18 protein-coding genes are annotated in these 19,694 nt (G+C 70.4%); 10 read left to right on the top strand and 8 right to left on the bottom strand.

The window, feature by feature from the left end; translation table 11 throughout:
• Positions 1 to 195 precede the first annotated feature (195 nt).
• The 7 genes from OHQ87_RS13005 to iolB all read left to right on the top strand — a co-directional run bounded on the left by OHQ87_RS13005 (position 196) and on the right by iolB (position 8,241).
• Positions 196 to 2,226, top strand: coding sequence for a DUF2264 domain-containing protein (locus OHQ87_RS13005; RefSeq protein ID WP_328348207.1), 2,031 nt, complete (start codon positions 196 to 198; stop codon positions 2,224 to 2,226).
• A gap of 11 nt (positions 2,227 to 2,237) precedes the next feature.
• On the top strand, positions 2,238 to 3,542 hold the full coding sequence (locus OHQ87_RS13000) for an ABC transporter substrate-binding protein (protein WP_328348205.1): 1,305 nt from the start codon (positions 2,238 to 2,240) through the stop codon (positions 3,540 to 3,542).
• A 118-nt stretch (positions 3,543 to 3,660) separates the two neighbouring features.
• Entirely contained in the window at positions 3,661 to 4,524 is an 864-nt protein-coding gene (locus OHQ87_RS12995) for a carbohydrate ABC transporter permease (RefSeq protein ID WP_328348203.1), read from the top strand.
• Positions 4,524 to 5,420 carry a carbohydrate ABC transporter permease gene (locus OHQ87_RS12990; RefSeq protein ID WP_328348201.1) on the top strand — a complete coding sequence of 299 codons (897 nt, stop codon included), beginning with the start codon at positions 4,524 to 4,526 and terminating at the stop codon, positions 5,418 to 5,420. Before OHQ87_RS12995 ends, OHQ87_RS12990 begins: the two co-directional genes overlap by 1 nt.
• A gap of 5 nt (positions 5,421 to 5,425) precedes the next feature.
• On the top strand, positions 5,426 to 6,103 hold the full coding sequence (locus tag OHQ87_RS12985; protein WP_328348199.1) for a hypothetical protein: 678 nt from the start codon (positions 5,426 to 5,428) through the stop codon (positions 6,101 to 6,103).
• Positions 6,104 to 6,187: 84 nt separating this feature from the next.
• On the top strand, positions 6,188 to 7,372 hold the full coding sequence (locus tag OHQ87_RS12980; protein ID WP_328348197.1) for a glycoside hydrolase family 88 protein: 1,185 nt from the start codon (positions 6,188 to 6,190) through the stop codon (positions 7,370 to 7,372).
• A complete protein-coding gene (gene iolB / locus OHQ87_RS12975; RefSeq protein ID WP_328348195.1) occupies positions 7,369 to 8,241 on the top strand; it encodes a 5-deoxy-glucuronate isomerase in 873 nt (290 codons plus the stop codon). Before OHQ87_RS12980 ends, iolB begins: the two co-directional genes overlap by 4 nt.
• A gap of 122 nt (positions 8,242 to 8,363) precedes the next feature.
• On the opposite strand, the gene OHQ87_RS12970 is transcribed toward iolB, so the two are convergent.
• The 4 genes from OHQ87_RS12970 to OHQ87_RS12955 all read right to left on the bottom strand — a co-directional run bounded on the left by OHQ87_RS12970 (position 8,364) and on the right by OHQ87_RS12955 (position 11,096).
• The gene (locus tag OHQ87_RS12970) at positions 8,364 to 8,921 is read right to left on the bottom strand and encodes a dihydrofolate reductase family protein (RefSeq protein ID WP_328348193.1); all 558 of its coding nucleotides are present in this window, start codon (positions 8,919 to 8,921) and stop codon (positions 8,364 to 8,366) included.
• Between the two features lie 52 nt (positions 8,922 to 8,973).
• Entirely contained in the window at positions 8,974 to 9,372 is a 399-nt protein-coding gene (locus tag OHQ87_RS12965; RefSeq protein ID WP_328348191.1) for a VOC family protein, read from the bottom strand.
• A 217-nt stretch (positions 9,373 to 9,589) separates the two neighbouring features.
• Positions 9,590 to 10,165 (bottom strand): lytic polysaccharide monooxygenase auxiliary activity family 9 protein, encoded by a 576-nt coding sequence (locus OHQ87_RS12960; protein ID WP_328348190.1) that lies wholly within the window; start codon positions 10,163 to 10,165, stop codon positions 9,590 to 9,592.
• Positions 10,166 to 10,517: 352 nt separating this feature from the next.
• Positions 10,518 to 11,096 carry a hypothetical protein gene (locus OHQ87_RS12955; protein ID WP_328348188.1) on the bottom strand — a complete coding sequence of 193 codons (579 nt, stop codon included), beginning with the start codon at positions 11,094 to 11,096 and terminating at the stop codon, positions 10,518 to 10,520.
• A gap of 497 nt (positions 11,097 to 11,593) precedes the next feature.
• Here OHQ87_RS12955 and OHQ87_RS12950 point away from each other — a divergent pair, with 497 nt between their 5' ends.
• Positions 11,594 to 12,649, top strand: a complete 1,056-nt coding sequence (locus OHQ87_RS12950) for an arabinan endo-1,5-alpha-L-arabinosidase (RefSeq protein ID WP_328348186.1) — start codon at positions 11,594 to 11,596, stop codon at positions 12,647 to 12,649.
• Between the two features lie 21 nt (positions 12,650 to 12,670).
• Here OHQ87_RS12950 and OHQ87_RS12945 read toward each other — a convergent pair whose 3' ends face one another.
• Positions 12,671 to 13,441, bottom strand: a complete 771-nt coding sequence (locus tag OHQ87_RS12945) for a TioE family transcriptional regulator (RefSeq protein WP_328348184.1) — start codon at positions 13,439 to 13,441, stop codon at positions 12,671 to 12,673.
• A gap of 27 nt (positions 13,442 to 13,468) precedes the next feature.
• Between OHQ87_RS12945 and OHQ87_RS12940 the strand changes: the two genes are divergently transcribed.
• Positions 13,469 to 15,058, top strand: coding sequence for a DUF6194 family protein (locus tag OHQ87_RS12940; RefSeq protein WP_328348182.1), 1,590 nt, complete (start codon positions 13,469 to 13,471; stop codon positions 15,056 to 15,058).
• 124 nt (positions 15,059 to 15,182) lie between these two features.
• Here OHQ87_RS12940 and OHQ87_RS12935 read toward each other — a convergent pair whose 3' ends face one another.
• Positions 15,183 to 15,968 (bottom strand): ABC transporter ATP-binding protein, encoded by a 786-nt coding sequence (locus tag OHQ87_RS12935; RefSeq protein WP_328348180.1) that lies wholly within the window; start codon positions 15,966 to 15,968, stop codon positions 15,183 to 15,185.
• A gap of 20 nt (positions 15,969 to 15,988) precedes the next feature.
• Positions 15,989 to 17,686, bottom strand: coding sequence for a 2-isopropylmalate synthase (leuA, locus tag OHQ87_RS12930; protein ID WP_328348831.1), 1,698 nt, complete (start codon positions 17,684 to 17,686; stop codon positions 15,989 to 15,991).
• Between the two features lie 290 nt (positions 17,687 to 17,976).
• On the opposite strand from leuA, the gene OHQ87_RS12925 reads away from it, so the two are divergent.
• Positions 17,977 to 18,666 (top strand): FadR/GntR family transcriptional regulator, encoded by a 690-nt coding sequence (locus tag OHQ87_RS12925; RefSeq protein WP_328348178.1) that lies wholly within the window; start codon positions 17,977 to 17,979, stop codon positions 18,664 to 18,666.
• A 177-nt stretch (positions 18,667 to 18,843) separates the two neighbouring features.
• Here OHQ87_RS12925 and OHQ87_RS12920 read toward each other — a convergent pair whose 3' ends face one another.
• Entirely contained in the window at positions 18,844 to 19,581 is a 738-nt protein-coding gene (locus OHQ87_RS12920) for an isocitrate lyase/PEP mutase family protein (protein ID WP_328348176.1), read from the bottom strand.
• Positions 19,582 to 19,694: the final 113 nt, after the last annotated feature.

Raw genomic sequence — 19,694 nt, 5'->3', positions numbered from 1 at the left:
GAGCACTTGGTCGGTCGGCGTAGCGTTCTGTGCTCTCCCGATCGATTGTGTCCGTACGGGTTTGAGAAGAGCATTGACTTGCTCTGATGTGAGCGTTTTACTTCGGAAACCCGGCGGATGTCCGTACGTCACATTCATGGGCAACGCACCGCTCGCCACCTTCCACGGAGACGGCTTGATGCGACAGGACCTCGGATGACGTCCGGACCGGCCGGCCGGCTGGCACCGGGAACGAACCCCGCTGCCCCCACCGCCGCGACCTGGCACCGGGACGACTGGCTGGCCCTCGCCGACCGGATGCTCGCCGCCGTCCGGCCGTTCGCGTCGCCCGGCCACGCCCTCGTCACCCTTCCCGGGCCGGAGGGCGGTTACGGGCGGGCCGTCGACGGCCTGGAGGGGTTCGCTCGCACCTTCCTGCTGGCCGGCTTCCGCATCGCGGGCGCCCAGGGAGTGGGCGTGGACGAGCTCGTGGACCGGTACGCGACCGGCATCGCCGCCGGCACCGACCCGAGCTCTCCGGACCGCTGGGTGCGCTTGGACGAGCACCCCCAGGCGAAGGTGGAGGCCGCCTCGATCGCCCTGGTCCTGGACCTGACCCGGCCGTGGCTCTGGGACCGGTTGCCGTCCGCGGTGCGGGAGCGGGTGGTGGACTATCTGCGCCCGGCTGTCGGCGACGACACGTACCCACGGATCAACTGGGTCTGGTTCCGGCTGGTCGTACAGACGTTCCTGCGTTCGGTCGGCGGGCCGCACTCGCTCGACGAGATGGCCGAGGACCTGCGCACGCACGACGGTTTCGCCCGCGGGGACGGCTGGATGTCCGACGGTCCGGACCGCGCCTACGACCACTATGTGGGTTGGGCCCTGCACCTGTACCCGACGCTCTGGGCGCGCATGGCCGGCGCCGCGGACCTGGCCGAGCAGCGCCGCGAACGTGACCTGGCCGGCCTCGACCGTTTCCTGAGTGACGCGGTCGCGCTCGTGGGCGCCGACGGATCACCGTTGATCCAGGGACGAAGCCTGATCTACCGCTTCGCCGCGGCGGCGCCGTTCTGGGTCGGGGCCATCGCCGGCGTGTCCTCGGTCAGCCTCGGCCAGTTGCGGCGCGCGGCCACCCGCATCGTGCGCCACTTCGTCACCCACGGCGCCGTGGACGAACGCGGCCTACTCACCCTCGGCTGGCACGGGCCGTGGCCGCGACTGGCGCAGTCGTACTCCGGGCCGGGCTCACCGTACTGGGCCAGCAAAGGTCTGCTCGGCATCGCGCTCCCCGCCGACCATCCGGTCTGGACGACCCCCGAGGAGCCGCTGCCGGTCGAGGAGCGGGACACGGTGCGGGCGATACGGGCGCCCGGCTGGCTGGTCTCCGGCACCCGCGCCGACGGGGTCGTCCGCGTCGTCAACCACGGCACCGACCACGCCGTCGAGGGTGCCACCGTCGCAGACTCCCCGCTCTACGCCCGGCTGGGCTACTCCACCGCCACCAGCCCGGTCCTCGACGCCAGCGGCTGGGTCAGTCCGCTCGACCAGTCCGTCACCCTCGTCGACGACGCGGGTCGGGTCACCCACCGCGCCGGCATGCGCCTGTTGACCGTGCACGTCGACACCGACGGCGTGGGAGTGGCCGGATCACGTGCCCTCGTCCACTGGGTCGACCCGGATCCCGGTCAGCGTGATCACGGCGGCGGCCGCCTGGGCCGGTCCCGCCCGGCCGGGCACCTCACTGTGTACTCGCTGGTCCGCGGCCCCTGGGAGCTCCGGCTGACCCGCGTCGACGACCTCGCCGACGGTGTCGAGGCGGCTGCGCTGCGGCTACGGATCGGCGGCTGGGCCGTTGCCGGGGACGCGACGGTGACCCTGGGCGACCGGGTGGCGGCCGTGACCGGGGCCGGCCTGACCAGCACGCTCGACAGCGTTCACGGCGGCGGAACGGCCGGTGCCACCGCCGTTGCGCACGGCGGGCCGCTGGCCGGCGACCCGGTGGTGCCCTGGCTGGACCACCCCGTCCGGCCGGGCGCATGGGTCGTCGCCCTCATCGAGCTGTCCACGGTGCCGGCAGCCACGGCCGGGCAGGCATGCCGGGTCGTGGCCGACGAGGACGTCGACGGCCTCCACCTGGCAGTCGACTGGCCCGACGGGATCCGCACGTCGACCCGGCTGGACACCGAGCATGCCGGGCCCACCCGGCCTGGTAGCAGTACGGGCCCCGCTGGGCCCCTGACCTGAAGGAGAAAGGGATGAAGCGCGCGATACCTGCCGTCATCAGCGCCGCGGCGGCCCTGACGCTTGTTCTCGCCGGTTGTGGCGGCGGAGACGAGCCAGTCGACCCCGACGCCCCCGTGACGATCACCCTGGCCGGCTGGAGCCTGGCGTCCACGCCCGAGTTCAAGACGCTCGCCGACGGCTTCAAGGCGACCCACCCGAACGTGACGGTGGAGCTCAAGGAGTACGCCCCGGGCAACGACTACGACACCCAGATGATCACTGACCTGGCCGCCGGCACCGCTCCGGACGTCTACGTGATGAAGAACCTCAGGAACTTCTACACGTACCAGAGCGGCGGTCAGCTGCTCGACGTCTCCGACGCCACCTCCGGTCTCGGCTCGGGCCCGGCGCTCGCGTCGTTCCAGGTGGACGGCAAGGCGTACGCGGTGCCGTACCGGCAGGACTCGTGGGTGCTGTTCTACAACAAGGACCTGTTCGCGAAGGCGAAGGTGGCGCCGCCGGACGGCAGTTGGACCTGGGACGACTACACCGACGCGACGAAGCGGCTGCACACCGGGCTGAAGGCGGCCGGCTCGAACGCGACAGGCGCGTACCAGCACACCTTCCAGTCGACGGTGCAGGGTTTCGCGCTCGCCCAGACCCCCGGCGCGGATCTGCTCTCCGGGGACTTCGGCTACCTGAAGCCGTACTACGAGCGGTCGCTGGACCTGCAGGCGGCCGGCGCGCAGCCGACCTTCGGCACCGCGAAGACCAACAAGCTCACCTACCAGGCGCAGTTCGGCAAGCAGCAGTCGGCGATGCTGCCGATGGGCACCTGGTACGTGGCCACGCTGCTCAACCAGCGCAAGAGCGGTGACGCCGACACGTTCCAGTGGGGGATCGCCCCGGCGCCGCAGTTCGACAAGTCCACCACCGGCACCTCCGCCACCCCCGTCACCTTCGGCGACCCGACCGGCCTGGGGATCAACCCGAAGATCAGTAAGTCGAAGGTCGCCGCGGCCAAGGCCTTCCTCCAGTACGCGGCCGGCCCGGATGCCGGCAAGGCGCTGGCCGGGATCGGCATCACCCCGGCCCAGGTCACCGACGCGGTCACCGCGACGCTGTTCGGGCTGGACGGCGTGCCGCAGGACGAACTGTCGAAGTTCGCCTACGCCAAGCACACGATCAAGCCGGAGAACCCCGTCTCGAAGCACACCGCCGGCCTGCAGAATCTCCTCAACGAGACGCACTCGGCGATCCTGTCCGACAGCAAGGGCGTCGACGCGGCGCTGAGCGAGGCGCAGACCCGCGCCAAGAACGAGGTCCTCAACCAGTGAGCTCACGGCGGGCCCGGCGCGCGTCTCTGCCGCATGCCGGACCCGCCGCCACGCCGAACGCTCCCGGAGACTCCCTATGGCAACACTGCCGCGCACGCGACCCAGGAACCGGCGTCTGGTGTGGCGCAACACGGTCACCGGTTGGTCGTTCATCCTGCCCAACTTCGTCGGCTTCGCCGTGCTCACCCTGCTACCCGTCGCGGTGCTGTTCTACGTGGCCTTCACCAGCTGGAACGTCTTCGGGGTGGCCGAGTGGACCGGCACCGCCAACTTCCGGCGGATGTGGGGTGACGCGAGCTTCTGGACCGCACTGCGCAACACCGTCTACTACACGGCCTTCCACATTCCGTTGACCCTCGCGGCATCACTCGGGCTTGCGCTGCTGCTCAACCGCAAACTGCGCGGTGTGCGGTTCTTCCGTACCGTCGCCTTCTTCCCCTACGTCACCTCGATCGTGGCGATCGCGATCGTGTGGAACCAGCTGTTCAGCCCGGAGTACGGGCCGGTCAACGCGCTCCTGCGCGCCGTGGGGGTGGACGACCCGCCGGGCTGGACCACGTCGTCCACCTGGTCGATGCCGGCGGTCATCATCGTCGGCACCTGGCGCTACATGGGCTACTACATGCTGCTGTTCCTGGCCGGCCTGCAGACCATCCCGGCCCAGCTCTACGAGGCCGCCCAGACCGACGGCGCCTCGGCGTGGCAGCGGTTCGTGCACGTGACCATCCCCGGCCTGCGGCACACCACCTTCTTCGTCACCGTGCTGCTCACCATCGAGAGTTTCAAGGTCTTCGACCTCATCCTCCTGATGACCGGCGGCGGGCCGGGCCAGTCCACACTGGTGCTCTCGCAGTACATCTACCAGAAGGGCTTCGAGGAGAACCAGTTCGGCTACGCCTCGGCGGTCTCCATCGTCCTGTTCGCCATCTGCTTCGGCATCACGGTCATCCAGTTCATGGTCAACAAGCGGGGGAACAGCTGATGACCGCGACCGACCTATCCGTGCCCCCACCGGCCGTCGCCCCGCCCGGCGATCCCGGGAAACCCACCCGACGGGTCAGGCTCCGGGGCTGGCGGCTCCTCGGGTACGCCGCCCTCGTGCTCGCGGCGGTCGGGCTGCTGCTGCCGTTCTACTGGATGGTGCTGGCGTCGTTGAAGACCAACAACGACGTCTTCACCATCCCGATCACCTGGCTGCCCGATCCCGTGGTGTGGCGGAACTACCTCGACATCTGGCAGCGCTCGGACCTGACGACGTGGCTGCGGAACACCCTGCTGCTGTCGGTGGTCGTCACCTTCCTCCAGGTCCTCACCGGCAGCTTCGCCGCCTACGGCTTCGCCCGGGTCCGCTTCCCCGGCCGCAACCTGCTCTTCCTGGCGTACGTCGGGACGATCGCGGTGCCCTGGCAGTCGTACATGATCCCGCAGTTCATCCTCATGTCGAAGTTGCAGCTGTCGAACACCCTGTGGTCGATCGTCGCGCTACAGGCGTTCGGCGCGTTCGGCGTGTTCCTGATGAAGCAGTTCTACGAGACGATCCCGGAGGAACTCAGCGAGTCGGCGCGGGTCGACGGGCTCAGCGAGTACGGCATCTACCGACGGATCATGCTGCCGTTGTCCCGGCCGGCGCTCGCCAGCCTGGCCCTGCTGACGTTCGTGACCACCTGGAACGACTACCTCGGCCCGCTGATCTACCTGCGCAGTCCGGAACTGCGCACCGTCCAGTTGGGGTTGAACACCTTCATCTCCCAGTACAACGCCGAGTACGCGCTGATCATGACGGGCTCCGTGCTGTCCGTGCTGCCCGTCGCGGTCATCTTCCTGCTCGGCCAACGCCACTTCATCGAGGGCATCGCCACGACCGGACTGAAGGGGTGAGGCCCATGCGCTCACGCCACCACACCATCGCCGCCGTCTTCGACGGGATCCACGTCGCGCTCGTCACCAACCTGCTGCTGGTGCTCGGCTGCCTGCCCCTGGTGGCCCTCGCGTTCACCACCGACGCGGCGCGCTCCTGGCCGCTCTACGCGTTGACCGCCCCGCTCTGCGCACCCGGGCTCTGTGCGGTCTTCGCGGTCATGTCCGCCTACTCCACGGGCGACTCCGGCGGCGTCCTGCGCACCTACGGACGCGCCTGGCGAACCACCGCCCGGCCGGCGATGCTCTGGACGGCGGCAGCCATGGCGGCCCTGGTCGTGCTCACCGTCGACGCCCGCGCCGCGTGGGGCCACCGGGTCGGGGCCCTCGCCCTGCCGGTGCTGGCGACCCTGATCGTCCTCACCGTCGCGACCACGTTGCTCGGGTTGGTGACCGTCGCCGAGCGGCCCACCGCGCCGCTGCGCGAGGTGGCCCGTGTCTGCGGATATCTGGCGGTGCGCCGGTGGTACCTCACCGTCGCGTCGCTGCTCGTGCTCGCGTTGCTCGTCCAGATCCTGGCGGCCCGTCCCGCGCTCGCCCTCGGCCTCGCCGCCGCGCCGCTGCTCTACGTCGTCTGGGCCAACAGCCGCTTCACCCTGCGGGCCGTCCTCGACCCACCGACGGCCGCGGCCCAGCGCACCTGACCACCACGTTCCGGCCACCGAGCGGGGACGTCGACGACACACCTGCCCGGCACCGGACCGGACCCACGAGGGAGAACAGCATCCATGACGGCAACCAATGTCCGTCCCCACTCCGACGCAGAGGCCGTGGCGGCTGCGGTGGCCGCCGCGATACGCACCGTCGACGCGAACATCGCCACCTTCGGCGACCGGTACCCCGCGGACACCACCGACGCCGACCGCTACCCGCTCCGACCGCCGAGCGGCGGCCAGCCCGAGGGCGCCAACGTCGGTTGGACCACCAGCTTCTGGCCCGGCATGCTCTGGCTGGCGCACGACCTGACCGGTGACGACAGGCACCTGCGGGCCGCCCTGTCCCACGTGGACAGCTTCGCGTCCCGGATGACCCACGGCATCGACCTGGACACCCACGACCTCGGGTTCCTCTACACCCTCGCCTGCGTCAACCCGGCCCGTCGTACCGGTGACCCGCAGGCCCGGGACACGGCTCTCGCCGCCGCCGACCACCTGATGACGCGCGTGCTCGAACCCGCCGGGATCATCCAGGCCTGGGGCGACCTCGACGATCCGCGCCAACGCGGCCGCACCATCATCGACAGCCTCATGAACACGCCGCTGCTCTTCTGGGCCAGCCACACCACGGGCGACGACCGCTACGCCGTCGCGGCCCGCCGGCACACCGCTCAACTGCGCCAGCACATCCTGCGCCCGGACGGCACCACCTTCCACACCTTCTACTGGGATCCGGACAGCGGGGTGCCGCTGCGGGGCGAAACCGAACAGGGCCACGCCGACAACTCCTGCTGGGCCCGCGGGCAGGCCTGGGGCATCTACGGGTTCAGCCTCAACCACCGGCACATCGGCGATCCCGCGCTGCTCGCCGCCGCGAGCGCCTGCGCCGACCGTTTCCTCGCCCACCTGCCCACCGACCGCGTCGCGTACTGGGACCTGGAGTTCGGCGACGGCAGCGGCCAGGAACGGGACAGTTCCGCCGCGGCCATCGCCGTCTGCGGCCTGCGCGAACTCGCGGACAACCTCACCGACACGGCCAGCGCCGGCCGGTACCGGACGGCCGCCGCCGAGATCCTGCGGTCGCTCATCGACCACTACTCCACCGGCGGCCAGCCGGTCTCGAACGCGCTGATCCTGCACGGCGTCTACGACAAACCCAAGGCTGTCGGCGTCGACGAGGGAACCCTGTGGGGCGACTACTTCTACCTGGAAGCCCTCACCCGCGCCACCATCCCCGGCTGGACCAGCCCCTGGTGACCACCGAGACCGACCCGCACCGCCCCGCATCCCGAAAGGTGACCATGGACTACCGCTACCACTGCTCGATCCCCGCCGCCGCCGGCCGGAACACGCTGCCCTTCAATCCCTGTCGGCTGTTGGACTTCACCCTGCTGCGGCTGTCGGCCGGCGAGATCTGGACCGGCGAGTCCGGTGACCGGGAGATCCTGGCCGTCATCCTCGGTGGCACCGCCAGCTTCACCGTCGCCGGCCACCACTTCCCGCAGGTCGGCCAACGTCCGGACGTGTTCTCCGGCAAACCGCACTCGGTCTACCTCCCGGCCGGCTCCTCGATCACCGTCGAGGCCGTCACCGACGTGGAGGTCGCCCTCCCCAGCGCCCCCAGCGAACTGGCCACCGACCCCTACGTCATCGCGCCGGAGCAGGTCGCCACCGGGCGGTGGGGAGCAGCCAACTTCGGCCGCAACTACCACCAGATCCTCACCGAGATCGCCCAACCGGAGCTGCCCGCCCGCCGGCTCATCGTCGGCGAGACCTACACGCCCTCGGGCAACTGGAGCACCTACCCGCCACACCGGCACCGGGTCGACGACCTGCCCGCCGAGGCCGCACACGAGGAGATGTACTACTACCGCGTCAACCCGGCGGACGGGTTCGGTATCAGCCGGGTCTACACCGACGACGGGTACGAGGAGAACGTCACCATCCGCGAGCACGTGATGCAGATGATGCCCGAGGGCTACCACACCGTGGTCAGCGCACCCGGCTACACGACCTACTTCCTGTGGTTCCTGGCCGGCACGCAACGCACCCAGGGTGCCCGCGAAGACGCCGGTCTCGCCTGGGTGGGGCGGACCGTGCCAACCCTGCGCAGCCTGGGCCTGTAGGGACGGTCCCGGGCACTGTTCACCTCGACGGCCGGGTCGCGATGGTCACCATCCACAACCGTGGGATGGATCAGACCATCGCGACCAGGCCGGCGCGGAGACGACGCGTCGACTCCCGTGATTCAGCGCGCGCGGCGGTAGTGTACGGCCACCACGCCGTTGCGGAACGGCTCCGCCGAGAGCAGCTCGAGCCGGCGCGTGCCGGGCAGCCCGCCCTGGTACAGGGTCGGGCCGTGGCCGGCGATCCTGGGCTGGACGAGCATCCGGTACTCGTCGATCAGGTCCAGCCGGTCGAGCTCGGTCGCGAGCTTGCCGCTTCCGAGGAGGACCCCGGCCGGGGTCGCGTCCTTGAGCTTCTGCACGCCCTCGCGCAGATCGCCGGCGATGTGGTGGCTGTTGGTCCACGGGAAGTCCGTGCGCGTCGACGACACGACGTACTTGGGTTTGGCCTCCAGCTTGGCCGCCCACTCGCGTATGGCCGGCGGCGCCTCCTGGTCGCCGCGGGCGACGGCCGGCCAGGAACTCTCCATCATCTCGTAGGTGACGCGACCCCACAGCATCGCCCCGCCCTCGTCCATGAGACGGGTGAAGAAGGCGTGCGTCTCGTCGTCGGCGATCCCCTCCTGGTGGTCGACGCAGCCGTCCAGGGTGAGGTTGAGGCTGAAGGTGAGGAGTCCCATGGCCGGGGAGTCTAACGCCAATGGCGTCGCGACCCGGGCGTGATCGGATCTGTCAGTCGTCGGTTTCGAGGGCGAAGGTGTTGCCGTCCGGGTCCTGGAACCAGGCGATACGTCCACCGCCTGCCCGAGCGGTGATGCCCTTGGCGTCGTGTTCCAACTGGTCGTAGCGGATGAACTCGACGCCGGAGGAGACGAGTTCGTCAACGATCCGGTCGATGTCGTCGACATACCATGTCGCCAGTGTCGCCGGGGTCTTTCCGGCCGTGACCGCCTGGTACACATTCAGTGCCGGCGCGCCACCCGAACCATAGACGCGGCTGCCGTCGGCGATGTCGGCGCTGGGGCCGGAGTGCAGCGCCGGCAGGCCCAGTCTGCCTTCGTAGAACGCGACCGCCCGCTGTATGTCGGACACGGCGATCGACGTTCTGAGGTGATGGGCGCTCAACGGCATGAACCACTGTCCCACACGCGGGCGGTTGGAGGGCCGGGCTGGCCACCGCGTCGCGCATCCCCGACCTTGTGGCACGCTTCGCCAAGGAGGACCGCGGCGGCACCTGGCAACTGCCGCAGAGCCCGGTCACCCGTTCGAGCGCCCGTCAAAGCGGGGGGAACTCAGCGTCCGGCCCAGGACGTCGACGCCCTGGGCCGGACTGGTGCCAGGTCGCCGTTCAGGCGATCTTGATGTCACTGCACCACATGTAGGTCTGGTCCGCGTGCGACGCCTTCCAGATCACGAACATGACGTGGTTTCCGGTACGCGAGGAGGGAATCGAGACGTTGAACGAGATGTTCTGTGCCGGCGCGTAACGCCCGGTCGTGGTGATCAGGTCGAGGTTGCCCCACCCGACCTTCTGCGTGGCGGGGTTGAACCCCTGCTTGGTGACGTAGACCCGGAAGAAGTCGGCGCCGTGGCTGGCCTGGTCGTACATCTGGACCGTGAGGTTGCGGTTGACGGTGGTCGCCTTCCACGCCCCGGGCTGGTTCAGTGAGTCGTTCCGGGAGAGCGCGTTGCTGCACAGCTGCCCGTCCGGGGTGCTGGACTGGTACTGACCGGCGAGGCCGTCGCGCAGCGCGCTCATCCAGTTCCACATGGTGTCCGGGTTGGCCTGGAACGCCTGCCAACACATCGGGTCCTGCTGCTGCATGGCCGGGTTTGTGTGCTGGCTGCCCCACGTCTTCCAGCACTGGTACGCCCGGGTCGCCGGGTTGATGATCGTCCCATGTGCCTGGGCTGGGCTGGTCACGGGCAGCGTACCGACCACCATGGCGAATATCAGGACGAGCGCCTGGAGGGACCGGCGGGCGGTTGACCGGGGGCGTCCGCCGGATTGGTCGGACTGGTGTGAACGCACTGTTCATCCTCCATTCGTCGGTACGGGACATCGGGAGGCGAATGCTCCCGAATCCACTGTCGCACCGATGGCTAGAAATATCAACGATGATCAATATTTAGTTGGATGTGGAGCGAGCTGTCCGGGATCGCCCGGATCCACGACACGCCTGTGCGTGGCCGGGCGCAGCCGCGGCATCGTCACGGGTGGGATCCGGCGGCCGGGCGAATGCGGGTCGTGACGCCTGCCGGGTCGTCCGGCGTGGTCACAGCCCGGCTGCGGCGTCGTACCGGCGGCGCTGGTCGGCCAGCTCCGAAGGGGCAAGCGCCTCCTCTTGCGCCAACGTTGCATACCTGGCGGGGAACATCTCCCGCAGCCGGTCGACGAACCTGACGTCGGCCGTAGCCTCGACGACCTGGATGCCCGGGGGGTCGGTGGACATGTCCATGATCAAGGGGCCGGCCAGCTTGACCGCCACGTCCCAGGGGCGCTTCTGTTCGGCGATTCCGCAGAGGTGGAAGCCGTAGACCTTCTGCACGTCGGCGAGCGTGGTGGCCTCGGCCGGCTCGTAGCCGTAGACGCGGACCCCGCAGATCACCGGCGGCTTCTCCTCGGTGCCGCCCTGCTGGGTGCTGTGTCCGGCGTGCTGGTGCTGCCCCGGGTCCGCCTGTTCGAGCGTGGTGCGCATCCGGGCCACGATCTGCGCCTGCAGATCCGCCGGCTCCGTCTCGGTGCTGGCCCGGTTGGCCAGTACGACAGTGCCGGCCGACACTGCCAACAGGGTCACCGCCGCCCATACCAGGCGGTGGCGGTACCACCGCGCGAATCTCTCTCGGGAAACCATGGTCGCCTCTCACCTCGTCGCCGGCTCCGGTGTGCTGGCGGGCGGGATCGGATGCCCCCGCGTGTCGGGCGCGTGGGCCGTCGGGCGCGCGGGCCGGGGGGGATACGTGTGGCGGGCGAGGGGCGCCCGCCGGCATGATGCCCCTCGTCGGGGGATGGCCCGGCGATGTGACAGGCGGGCGTCCGCCGGAAGGCGACGCGTTGCCGGCACTGCGATGCTCCCGCACTGGCCGTTCTCAGCACGGTTGCCCCCGTGCTGCGGCGATATGAGCCATTCCAACACGTCTGGTGCCGCTCTGCAACATTGACGAGCGTCGGTGTCGCTGCTTGCGATCATCGACGGGAGCTCGGTAGCGTGGCGAGCGAAAGCATCCAAGCTAGTCAATCTATTGGCGCTGGACCCCTCTGCCGGCTCCACCACGCACCAGAGCAACGTGTGCCACGTCGCGCCGCCACGGCCCGCAACCGGGCGCCCGGCGCCCGACCCGAGGACCTGTCGTGACCACCTCACCGTCCGCCGTACCGGCATCGCCCACCCTCCGCCGGCTGGCTCTGCTGTCCCTGGCCGTCGTGCTGACGGCCGCCGGCACGGCCGCGGCAACGCAGTCCTCGTCCGCCGCCGCGCCGACCGTCGCGCCCCGGGCGGCGGCGACCCCCACGACACCGCCTGGGTCGTACCCGGGGCCGGGCCGGGTCACCGGGGACGTCGGGGTGCACGATCCGACGATCGTGGTCCGTCCGGGTGGTGGTTACCTGTTGGCGCACACCGGTGCCAACATCGCCCTCAAGACCTCCAGTGACCGGACCGCGTTCCGTAACGCAGGTGCGGTGTTCCCCAACGGTGCGCCGTGGACCACCACGTACACCGGTGGCAGCAGCAACCTGTGGGCGCCGGACCTGTCCTACCGTGATGGTCGGTACTGGCTGTACTACTCGGCCTCGACGTTCGGGTCGAACCGGTCGGCGATCTTCCTGGCCACGAGCACCACCGGTGCCTCCGGCAGTTGGACCAACCAGGGTCTGGTGATCGAGTCCCGGACGTCGGACAACTTCAACGCGATCGATCCGAACCTGGTGGTCGACGCCTCCGGCAGGTGGTGGCTCAGCTTCGGGTCGTTCTGGTCCGGCATCAAGATGGTGGCGCTGAATCCGGCCACCGGGAAGCGCTCCGACACGACGGTGCGCAGCATCGCGGGCCGCAACGGAGGCGCGATCGAAGCCCCGGTGATCGTGCGGCACGGCAGCTACTACTACCTGTGGGTGTCGTTCGACAGGTGCTGCCAGGGCGCGGCGAGCACCTACCGGGTCATGGTGGGCCGGTCCACCTCGGTCACCGGGCCGTACCTCGACCGCAACGGTGTGGCGATGACCGCCGGCGGTGGCACCCAGGTGCTCGCCGGGCACGGCAACATCCACGGACCGGGGCATCAGGCGGTGTTCACCGACACCGACGCCGAGGTGCTCGTCTACCACTACTACGCCGACAACGGCGCGTCGTTGCTGGGCATCAACCTGCTCGGCTACGACAACGCCGGCTGGCCGTTCGTCTACTGACGGCGGCCGTCGTCCGAGATTTCACTGTGGTCGTGCGGTGGACCCGATGTCGGCGTCGAGGTGGTCGGCGAGCCGGGCGGCCCCGGTGAGCATGGCCCGGCCACGCTCGGTGAGCCGTTCCCGCCACTGACGCAGTGACGCGGCGAGCGGTTCGGCGCCGCCGGCTTCGCGTACCCGACGCAGCACGCCGGCGATGTGGTCGAGCCGGTACCCGCCCCGGCGGAGCAGGTGAGCGAGTTCGGCGTCGCGGACGTCGTCCGGCGAGTAGACCCGGTAACGGGTCGTCGGATCGCGCGCCGGCTGCAGGATCCCGGCCCGCTCCCACTTGCGCAACGTCGCGGGTCGTACGCCGAGCCGGTGCGCCAGCACGCCGATCGGCACGGCCCGGCGACCCTGCGGTTGCCGTGGCGAAACGGTGAGGACGGCGACCGCCGCCTCGACCGCGTCCAGCGTTTCCCGGTCGCGTTGCAGCAAGATGTGGCTGTGGTCGATGGCGCGCCAGGCTGCCTCGAACTCACCCCGGTTGACCGCACGCATGATCTCGCCGCCGGCAGCATGGCCGTGGCCCGCGATCAGTGCGAGATAGGCGCTCAGCGCCCTGGCGTGCACCTCGGTGAAGCGCCGGTAGCCGTTCGGGTCGCGGGGGGCCGTGGGCAGGACGCCGTCCCGCTCGTAGTTGCGCACGGACTGCGCGGAGAGGCCGTGACGGCGCGCGAGGTCGGCCGGTCGGCGTACCCCTGGGTTTGAGGGTTTCGAGGCGCTCACCGTGCTCCGTCGCTCGCAGGTCTCCATCGGAGATTCAACGATACGGTTGAGGCAATGAGTTTCCTTCTCGACCTGTTCGCCGTACCGCCGACCCTGCTCGCGCTCGGCGAGCCGACGCATGGCGAGTCAGCCTTCCTCCAGATCCGCAACGAGGCGTTCCTGTCGCTGGCCGGGCACGGCTACCGCTCGATCGCGGTGGAGAGCGACCGGGCTGCCGGGCTGATCGCCGACGGGTTCGTCCAGGGTTGCGCCGCCGTCACGCTCGACCGGGCGCTCGCCGAAGGGTTCAGCCACGGGTTCGGGTCCGCCCCGGCCAATCGCGACCTGCTGCTCCGGATGCGCGAGTGGAACGCCGGACGACCGGCTGCCGAGCGGCTGACGTTCCACGGCTTCGACGCTCCGCTGGAGATCGAGGGCGCCCCGAGCCCACGGCGCCACCTCACCCGGGTCTGTGAGTTCCTCGGCCTCGACCGGGTAGCGGAGATCGACGACCTGGTCGGCGACGAGGCGCGGTGGAGCGACCCGGCCGCGGTCTGGGAGCCCGGCAGGTCGATCGGGCGCTCGACCGACGCCAGGTGTCTGCGGGTGCTCGCCGACGACCTGCTGACCGAGTTGTACCTGCGGGCACCCCGCCGACCTGTCGGCTGGCAGGCGGCGTTCGTGCACGCCACGTCCGCCGTCGCGGTGCTGCGCTACCACGCCGCGGCCGCCGCACCGTCGGAGCGGGAGGAACGCTTCGCCCGCCTGGCCGGGGTCCGGGACGGGCTGATGGCCGAGAACCTGCTGGCGATCCGGTCGGCCGAGGCGCAGCGAGGACCCACCCTGGTCTTCGCGCACAACGCCCACCTGCAACGTCATCCGATCACGATGACGGTGGCCGGAACGGACGTGTCGTGGGCGAGCGCCGGGGCGATCGTCTCCGCGCTGCGCCACGACCGGTACGCGGTGGTCGTCGGCAGCCTGGGTGCGAGCCCCGCGCTCGGCATCGAGGCGCCCACCGCGTCGACCTACGAGGGCCGGCTCCAGCAGGAGAGCGTCCTTCCCCGGTACGTGCGCGCATCCGAGATAGCGGCGGCCGAGCGCAGGACGCACGACCACCGCTACTACCCGCTGGACCGGGCCGCGATCGACCACGCCGACGCGGTGCTGCACGTCCCGACCGGTGTCGACGCGGCGGTGCTCGTCGATCGCATCCTCGCGCTGCCCGGCGTCGAGCAGCTGGTGGCGAGCGAGGAGAACGGGTCGCCCGAGGGGTCCTGGGGCGACCGGTTCTTCTATGTCGGTCCGGACCGTCGACAGCCGTTCGCCAGCATCGTCGCGCACGACGTGCCCGGCTTCGACGAGGCCTCCCAGCTCGACCGGCCCGGTGTCTTCCGGCTCAACCTCGACCTGGGCCGCGCCGAGTTCGAGAGGGTCTTCGGCTTTCCCCCGAAGGCCTTCGAGGAACACCGGCACGCCTTCGACTTCGCCCGGCTGGACACCCTCGTGCCCCACCCCGGCTACGCACGGTACGGCTTCGGCAGCATCGTCATGCCCGGCCCTCAGCTGCTGCCCGAGATCGACCGGCTACTCGCGACCGCGTACGCCCGCGCGGTCGACCGGCACGAGCGGGCCGTGCGCCGGTCGGCGGGCCGGCGGGGCTGAGCGGCGGCCCGAAGCTGCTCAGTGTTCCGTGGGCGCGGACGGCGTCCGCGACCGGGCGTGCGAAGTCGAGGGTCCGGTGGGCACCGGACCATGCGGTGGCGCACGCCGGTGAGCGCGCACCACCTCATCCGACGCGTGGCCGGGCCGGGTTCTGCGCTCTCACGCTCCACCGTCCTTCCGCGCGAGTGAGCCGGATGGGATGGTCGAAGCACGTGCTGACCTGGTCGCTGGTGAGGACCTCGTCGGCGGGCCCCGATGCCAGGCGGCACCCGTCCCGCAGCAGCAGCACATGGGTCGTCCCGGGAGGAAGCTCCTCCAGGTGGTGGGTGACCAGGACGGACGCGAGCTCCGGGTAGGTGTGTTGCAGGGTGTCGAGCCGTTCGATGAGCTGCTCCCGGCCGGCGACGTCCAGACCGGTCGCGGGTTCGTCGAGCAGCAGGAGCCGTGGACTGGGCATCAGCGCACGGGCGATGAGCGCGCGGCCCCGTTCCCCCTGCGACAGGGTCGGCCATCGTGCCCCGTGACGCCCGCTGAGGCCGAGCAGGCCGATCAGACGGTCGGCCGTCGCGATCTGCTCGGGTGTCGGCTGCCAGCGGGGAATGCGTTCGATGGTGTTGGTCAGCCCGGTCAGCACGACGTCCTGCACCGTGAGGGGCGAACGAAGCTCGTGTCGCGGATTGACGTGGCCGACGTAGCACCGCAACTCGCGCATGTCGACCCGCCCCAACCGGTGGCCAAGCACCTCGACGGTGCCACGGGTGGGGTGCGCGAGCGCTCCGAGGAGACTGAGCAGCGTGCTCTTGCCCGCCCCGTTGGGGCCGAGTAGCGCCCAGTGCTCGCCGGCTCGTACCGTCAGCGACACCCCGTACAGGATCGGATTGCCGTCACGGACGACAGTCGCGTCGGTCACGCGCAGTACCGGGGGAGCGTTCACGAGGAAGCCCGCCCGGAGCGGTTGACGGCGGCCATCACCGCGTGCACCGAGGCGCTCAGGACGGACGTGTCCCAGCCGGCGCCCCAGCAGGTGGCGTCGTCCACCCGGCACTGGGCGTAGGCGACGGCCGGGCTGCCCGGTCCGGTGGTGGTGGAGTGCTCGGCGTAGCCGAGGATGTCGATGGTGATGCCGACGGTACCGAGCGCGTCGGCGAGGGCGGACAGCGGCCCGTTGCCGGTACCCCGGCAGGAGCGCTCCTCCCCGTCGACCTGCAGCGTGCAGACGAACTGGTGCTCGCCGGGCGCGGTCTCCGCGGTGTGCCAGGAGACCAGGGTGAGCGGGCCGTCCAGGGCCGGGGTGAGGTAGGTGGTGCGGAAGAGCGCGAACAGTTCCTTGTGGGTGAGCTCCTGACCGGTGGCATCGGTGACCTGCTGCACCGTGCGGGAGAAGTCCGGGCGCATGCCCTCGGGCAGGTCCAGGCCGTGGTGAGTGCGCAGAAGGTGCGCGATGCCTCCCTTGCCGGACTGGGAGTTGATGCGGATGACCTCCTCGTACGTGCGGCCGATGTCGCCCGGGTCGACGGGCAGGTACGGCACCGCCCACGGGGCCTCCCCGGCGGGTACGCCCAGCTGGGCGGCCTGCTTGGCGTGGTGGGTCATGCCCTTGGCGATGGCGTCCTGGTGGGTGCCGGAGAAGGCCGTGTGGACGAGGTCGCCTCCGTAGGGGTGACGGGGGTGGACCGGCAGCCGGTTGCAGTACTCCACCACCTCGCGCACCGCGTCGATGTCGGAGAAGTCGACCATCGGGTTCACGCCCTGCGCGTACAGGTTCAGGGCCAGGGTGACGAGGTCGACGTTTCCGGTGCGCTCGCCGTTGCCGAACAGGCAGCCTTCCACCCGCTGCGCCCCGGCCAGGACGGCGAGTTCGGCGCAGGCGACGCCGGTGCCGCGGTCGTTGTGCGGGTGGACCGACAGGATCACGGACTCGCGGCGTGCCAACTGACGGTTCATGTACTCGATCTGGTCCGCGTACACGTTGGGGGTGGCGATCTCCACCGTCGCCGGCAGGTTGTGGACCACCGGCCGGTCCGGGCTCGCCTCCCAGAGCTCGGTCAGACTGTCGCAGACCTCCAGGATGAAGTCCGGTTCCGTGAGGTTGAAGACCTCCGGGGAGAACTCGAACCTGATGTCGGCACCCGGACGCTCCTCGGCACGACGCATCAGGTAGGTGGCGGCGTCCCGGATCAGCTCGTGGACTTCGGCCCGGGAGCGACCGAGAACCACGTCTCGCCAGGTGGGCGCGGTCGCGGTGTAGAGGTGCACGAGAGTGCGGGGCAGTCCTTCGACGGAGGCGACGGTCCGGTCGATCAGGTCCCTGCGCGCCGCGGTGAACACGGAGACGGTGACGTCCTCGGGGACGACGCCACTCTCGGCCAGGTGGCGTACGAAGTCGAAGTCGGTCTGGCTGGCCGAGGGGTAACCTACCTCGATCTCCTTGAAGCCCATGGCGACCAGGAGATCGAACATCCGGCGCTTGCGTCCGGTGTCCATCGGCTCGGCCAGCGCCTGGTTGCCGTCGCGCAGGTCGACGGGCACCCACAGCGGGGCCCGCTCGATCCGCCGCGAGGGCCAGGTCCGGTCAGTGAGGGGCAGGGCGACCCGTTCGTGCGCGGGCTGGTAACGGTGGTGCGGCATCGCGCTCGGGCGCTGCGGATTCCAGTGCGGCGCATCCTCGGGGACGTCGCCGGCGGGCGTGCGCAGGGTGGGGAACACCGTGCCCTGAGAGTGGGAGATCATCGTGCGGAACTTCTTTCGGTCGGCTGTCCGGTGACCGGCACAACGCGGTGCCCCGCTGCGGGGTGCCGGTCGTGTCAGACCCCGCAGCGGCAGCCGAGGAGAAGAAGCTCATACAGCAGCATGAGGAGTAAGATAGCAACAACTCAGCTCCTCAGACAACCTGATAGGTTTAGAAGGGTGGACCACACATGTCGCTAGGTGCTTTGCGGCCGTCCCCTCTTGTCGAGCAGGCCACCGACCACCTGCGCGAGCAGATCACCGGCGGTGAGTGGGCGGTGGGGACGAAGCTCCCCGGCGAGACCGCCCTGGCCAAGGCGCTCGGCGTGGGGCGATCGACCGTCCGGGAGGCCCTGCGAGCCCTCGCCGGCGCAGGGCTGGTGCAGGCGCGTCAGGGATCCGGTGTCTTCGTCATCGCGACCAGGCCCCACCAGAGCTGGTCCACCCAACTCCGACGGGCGGCCATCACCGATGTCTACGAGGTCCGGATGCTCGTCGAGGTGGAGGCCGCGCAGTTGGCCGCGCTGCGCCGGACCGACGACGACGTCGTCGCCCTCCACGAGGCCCTGACCCGGCGTCGTGATGCCGCGAACGCTGACGACGCCGAGTTCGTCGCAGCCGACATCGCCCTGCACGAGAAGGTGGTCGCCGCAGCGCACAACCCGGTGCTCACCGGCCTGTTCACCGAGTTCGTACCGGTGCTGCAACAACGGCTGCTCGACCTGGTGGAACTGCTCGACCTGCGTGCCGACGACCCGAACCACGGCGACGAGGGGCACGCCGCGCTGGTGGGCGCCATCGCGGAGAGAGACGCCGAGGCGGCCGGGCAGGCGCTGCGGGACGAACTCAAGCAGACCCTCGCCCTGCTCCGTTCCCTCTGACACGTCATTCCTGCAGAGAGCGGCGGCCGGGGGCCGGCGACGGGGCACGTCCGAACCGGCGGAGGACTCGTCGGTCAGGAGTTCCAGGTACGCGGTGTGCAGTTCGGGGCTCGGGTCCATGCCGAAGTCGTCGCGCAGTTGCCGCTGGATGCGGGTGGCCCCGGCACCGCGCTGGCGTCACCGCGGGTGCGGTCCGGTGTTTACCTGTGCGTAGGAGGGCAGGTCCGCGCGCACCGGGCGGCCGTCGCGGACGGCCAGGGCCGCCTCCACCGTCGCGGCGAGGGCGGCGCGGAAGAGCAGGGAACCGGTGCTGATCCGTCGTACGCCCAGGTCGGTGAGGGCGGCGACGGTGTGCCGTCCGGGCAGGAACAGGACGTTGACCGGTACGTCCACCGCCGCCACGACGGCGGCGATGTCGGCGGGTCCGGCCAGGCCGGGGACGAACACGGCGTCGGCGCCGGCGTCCGTGTAACGCCGGATCCGGTGCAGGGTCTCGGCCAGGTCGCCGGGGCGCTGCCAGTGGGTGTCGGTCCGGGCGTTGACGAACAGGTGCGGCACCTCCCGCTTCACCGAGCGGATCAACGCCGCGTGTGTGGTGACCGGGCCCATGGCGTCCTCCATGTTGACGCCGACGGCACCGGCGGCGGCCACCGCGACCGCGGCGTCGACCGAGCCGGTCTCGATGTCGACGGTGACGTGGACCGGAAGTGTCGCCAGGCTCTGGGTGAGACGCAGGGTGTGGGCGTCGGCGGCGTGGACACCGTCGGGAAGGCCGTTGGCGGCCGCGACGCCGAGGCTGGTCGTGCCGAGTGCCGGGAAACCGGCGTCGACCAGGAGGCGGGCCGAGGCGACATCCCAGACGTTCGGCAGGACGAGCGGGTCGCCGGTGCGGTGGAGGGCGGCGAAGTCCCTCACCCGTGGGCTCCGGCGACGAGGGCGGTGTCACGACTGCTGAGCTGCGGCATGTGCCGAACCCTAACGGCCACCACTGTTCGACGGCCGCAGCCGAGAGTGCGCGCGGGTCCTAT

Source organism: Micromonospora sp. NBC_00421 (genome assembly GCF_036017915.1).
Taxonomy (GTDB): Bacteria; Actinomycetota; Actinomycetes; order Mycobacteriales; family Micromonosporaceae; genus Micromonospora.
The sequence above is the reverse complement of the archived record's forward strand: the minus strand, read 5'-3'. Positions and strand labels throughout refer to the sequence as shown.

Coding starts and splice junctions, on each gene's coding strand:
- OHQ87_RS12925 (WP_328348178.1), top strand. CDS start 17,977: ATGTCGCTAGGTGCTTTGCGGCCGTCCCCTCTTGTCGAGCAGGCCACC.
- OHQ87_RS13005 (WP_328348207.1), top strand. CDS start 196: ATGACGTCCGGACCGGCCGGCCGGCTGGCACCGGGAACGAACCCCGCT.
- OHQ87_RS12990 (WP_328348201.1), top strand. CDS start 4,524: ATGACCGCGACCGACCTATCCGTGCCCCCACCGGCCGTCGCCCCGCCC.
- OHQ87_RS12945 (WP_328348184.1), bottom strand. CDS start 13,441: ATGGAGACCTGCGAGCGACGGAGCACGGTGAGCGCCTCGAAACCCTCA.
- OHQ87_RS13000 (WP_328348205.1), top strand. CDS start 2,238: ATGAAGCGCGCGATACCTGCCGTCATCAGCGCCGCGGCGGCCCTGACG.
- OHQ87_RS12985 (WP_328348199.1), top strand. CDS start 5,426: ATGCGCTCACGCCACCACACCATCGCCGCCGTCTTCGACGGGATCCAC.
- OHQ87_RS12970 (WP_328348193.1), bottom strand. CDS start 8,921: ATGGGACTCCTCACCTTCAGCCTCAACCTCACCCTGGACGGCTGCGTC.
- OHQ87_RS12965 (WP_328348191.1), bottom strand. CDS start 9,372: ATGCCGTTGAGCGCCCATCACCTCAGAACGTCGATCGCCGTGTCCGAC.
- OHQ87_RS12955 (WP_328348188.1), bottom strand. CDS start 11,096: ATGGTTTCCCGAGAGAGATTCGCGCGGTGGTACCGCCACCGCCTGGTA.
- leuA (WP_328348831.1), bottom strand. CDS start 17,686: ATGCCGCACCACCGTTACCAGCCCGCGCACGAACGGGTCGCCCTGCCC.
- OHQ87_RS12980 (WP_328348197.1), top strand. CDS start 6,188: ATGACGGCAACCAATGTCCGTCCCCACTCCGACGCAGAGGCCGTGGCG.
- OHQ87_RS12940 (WP_328348182.1), top strand. CDS start 13,469: ATGAGTTTCCTTCTCGACCTGTTCGCCGTACCGCCGACCCTGCTCGCG.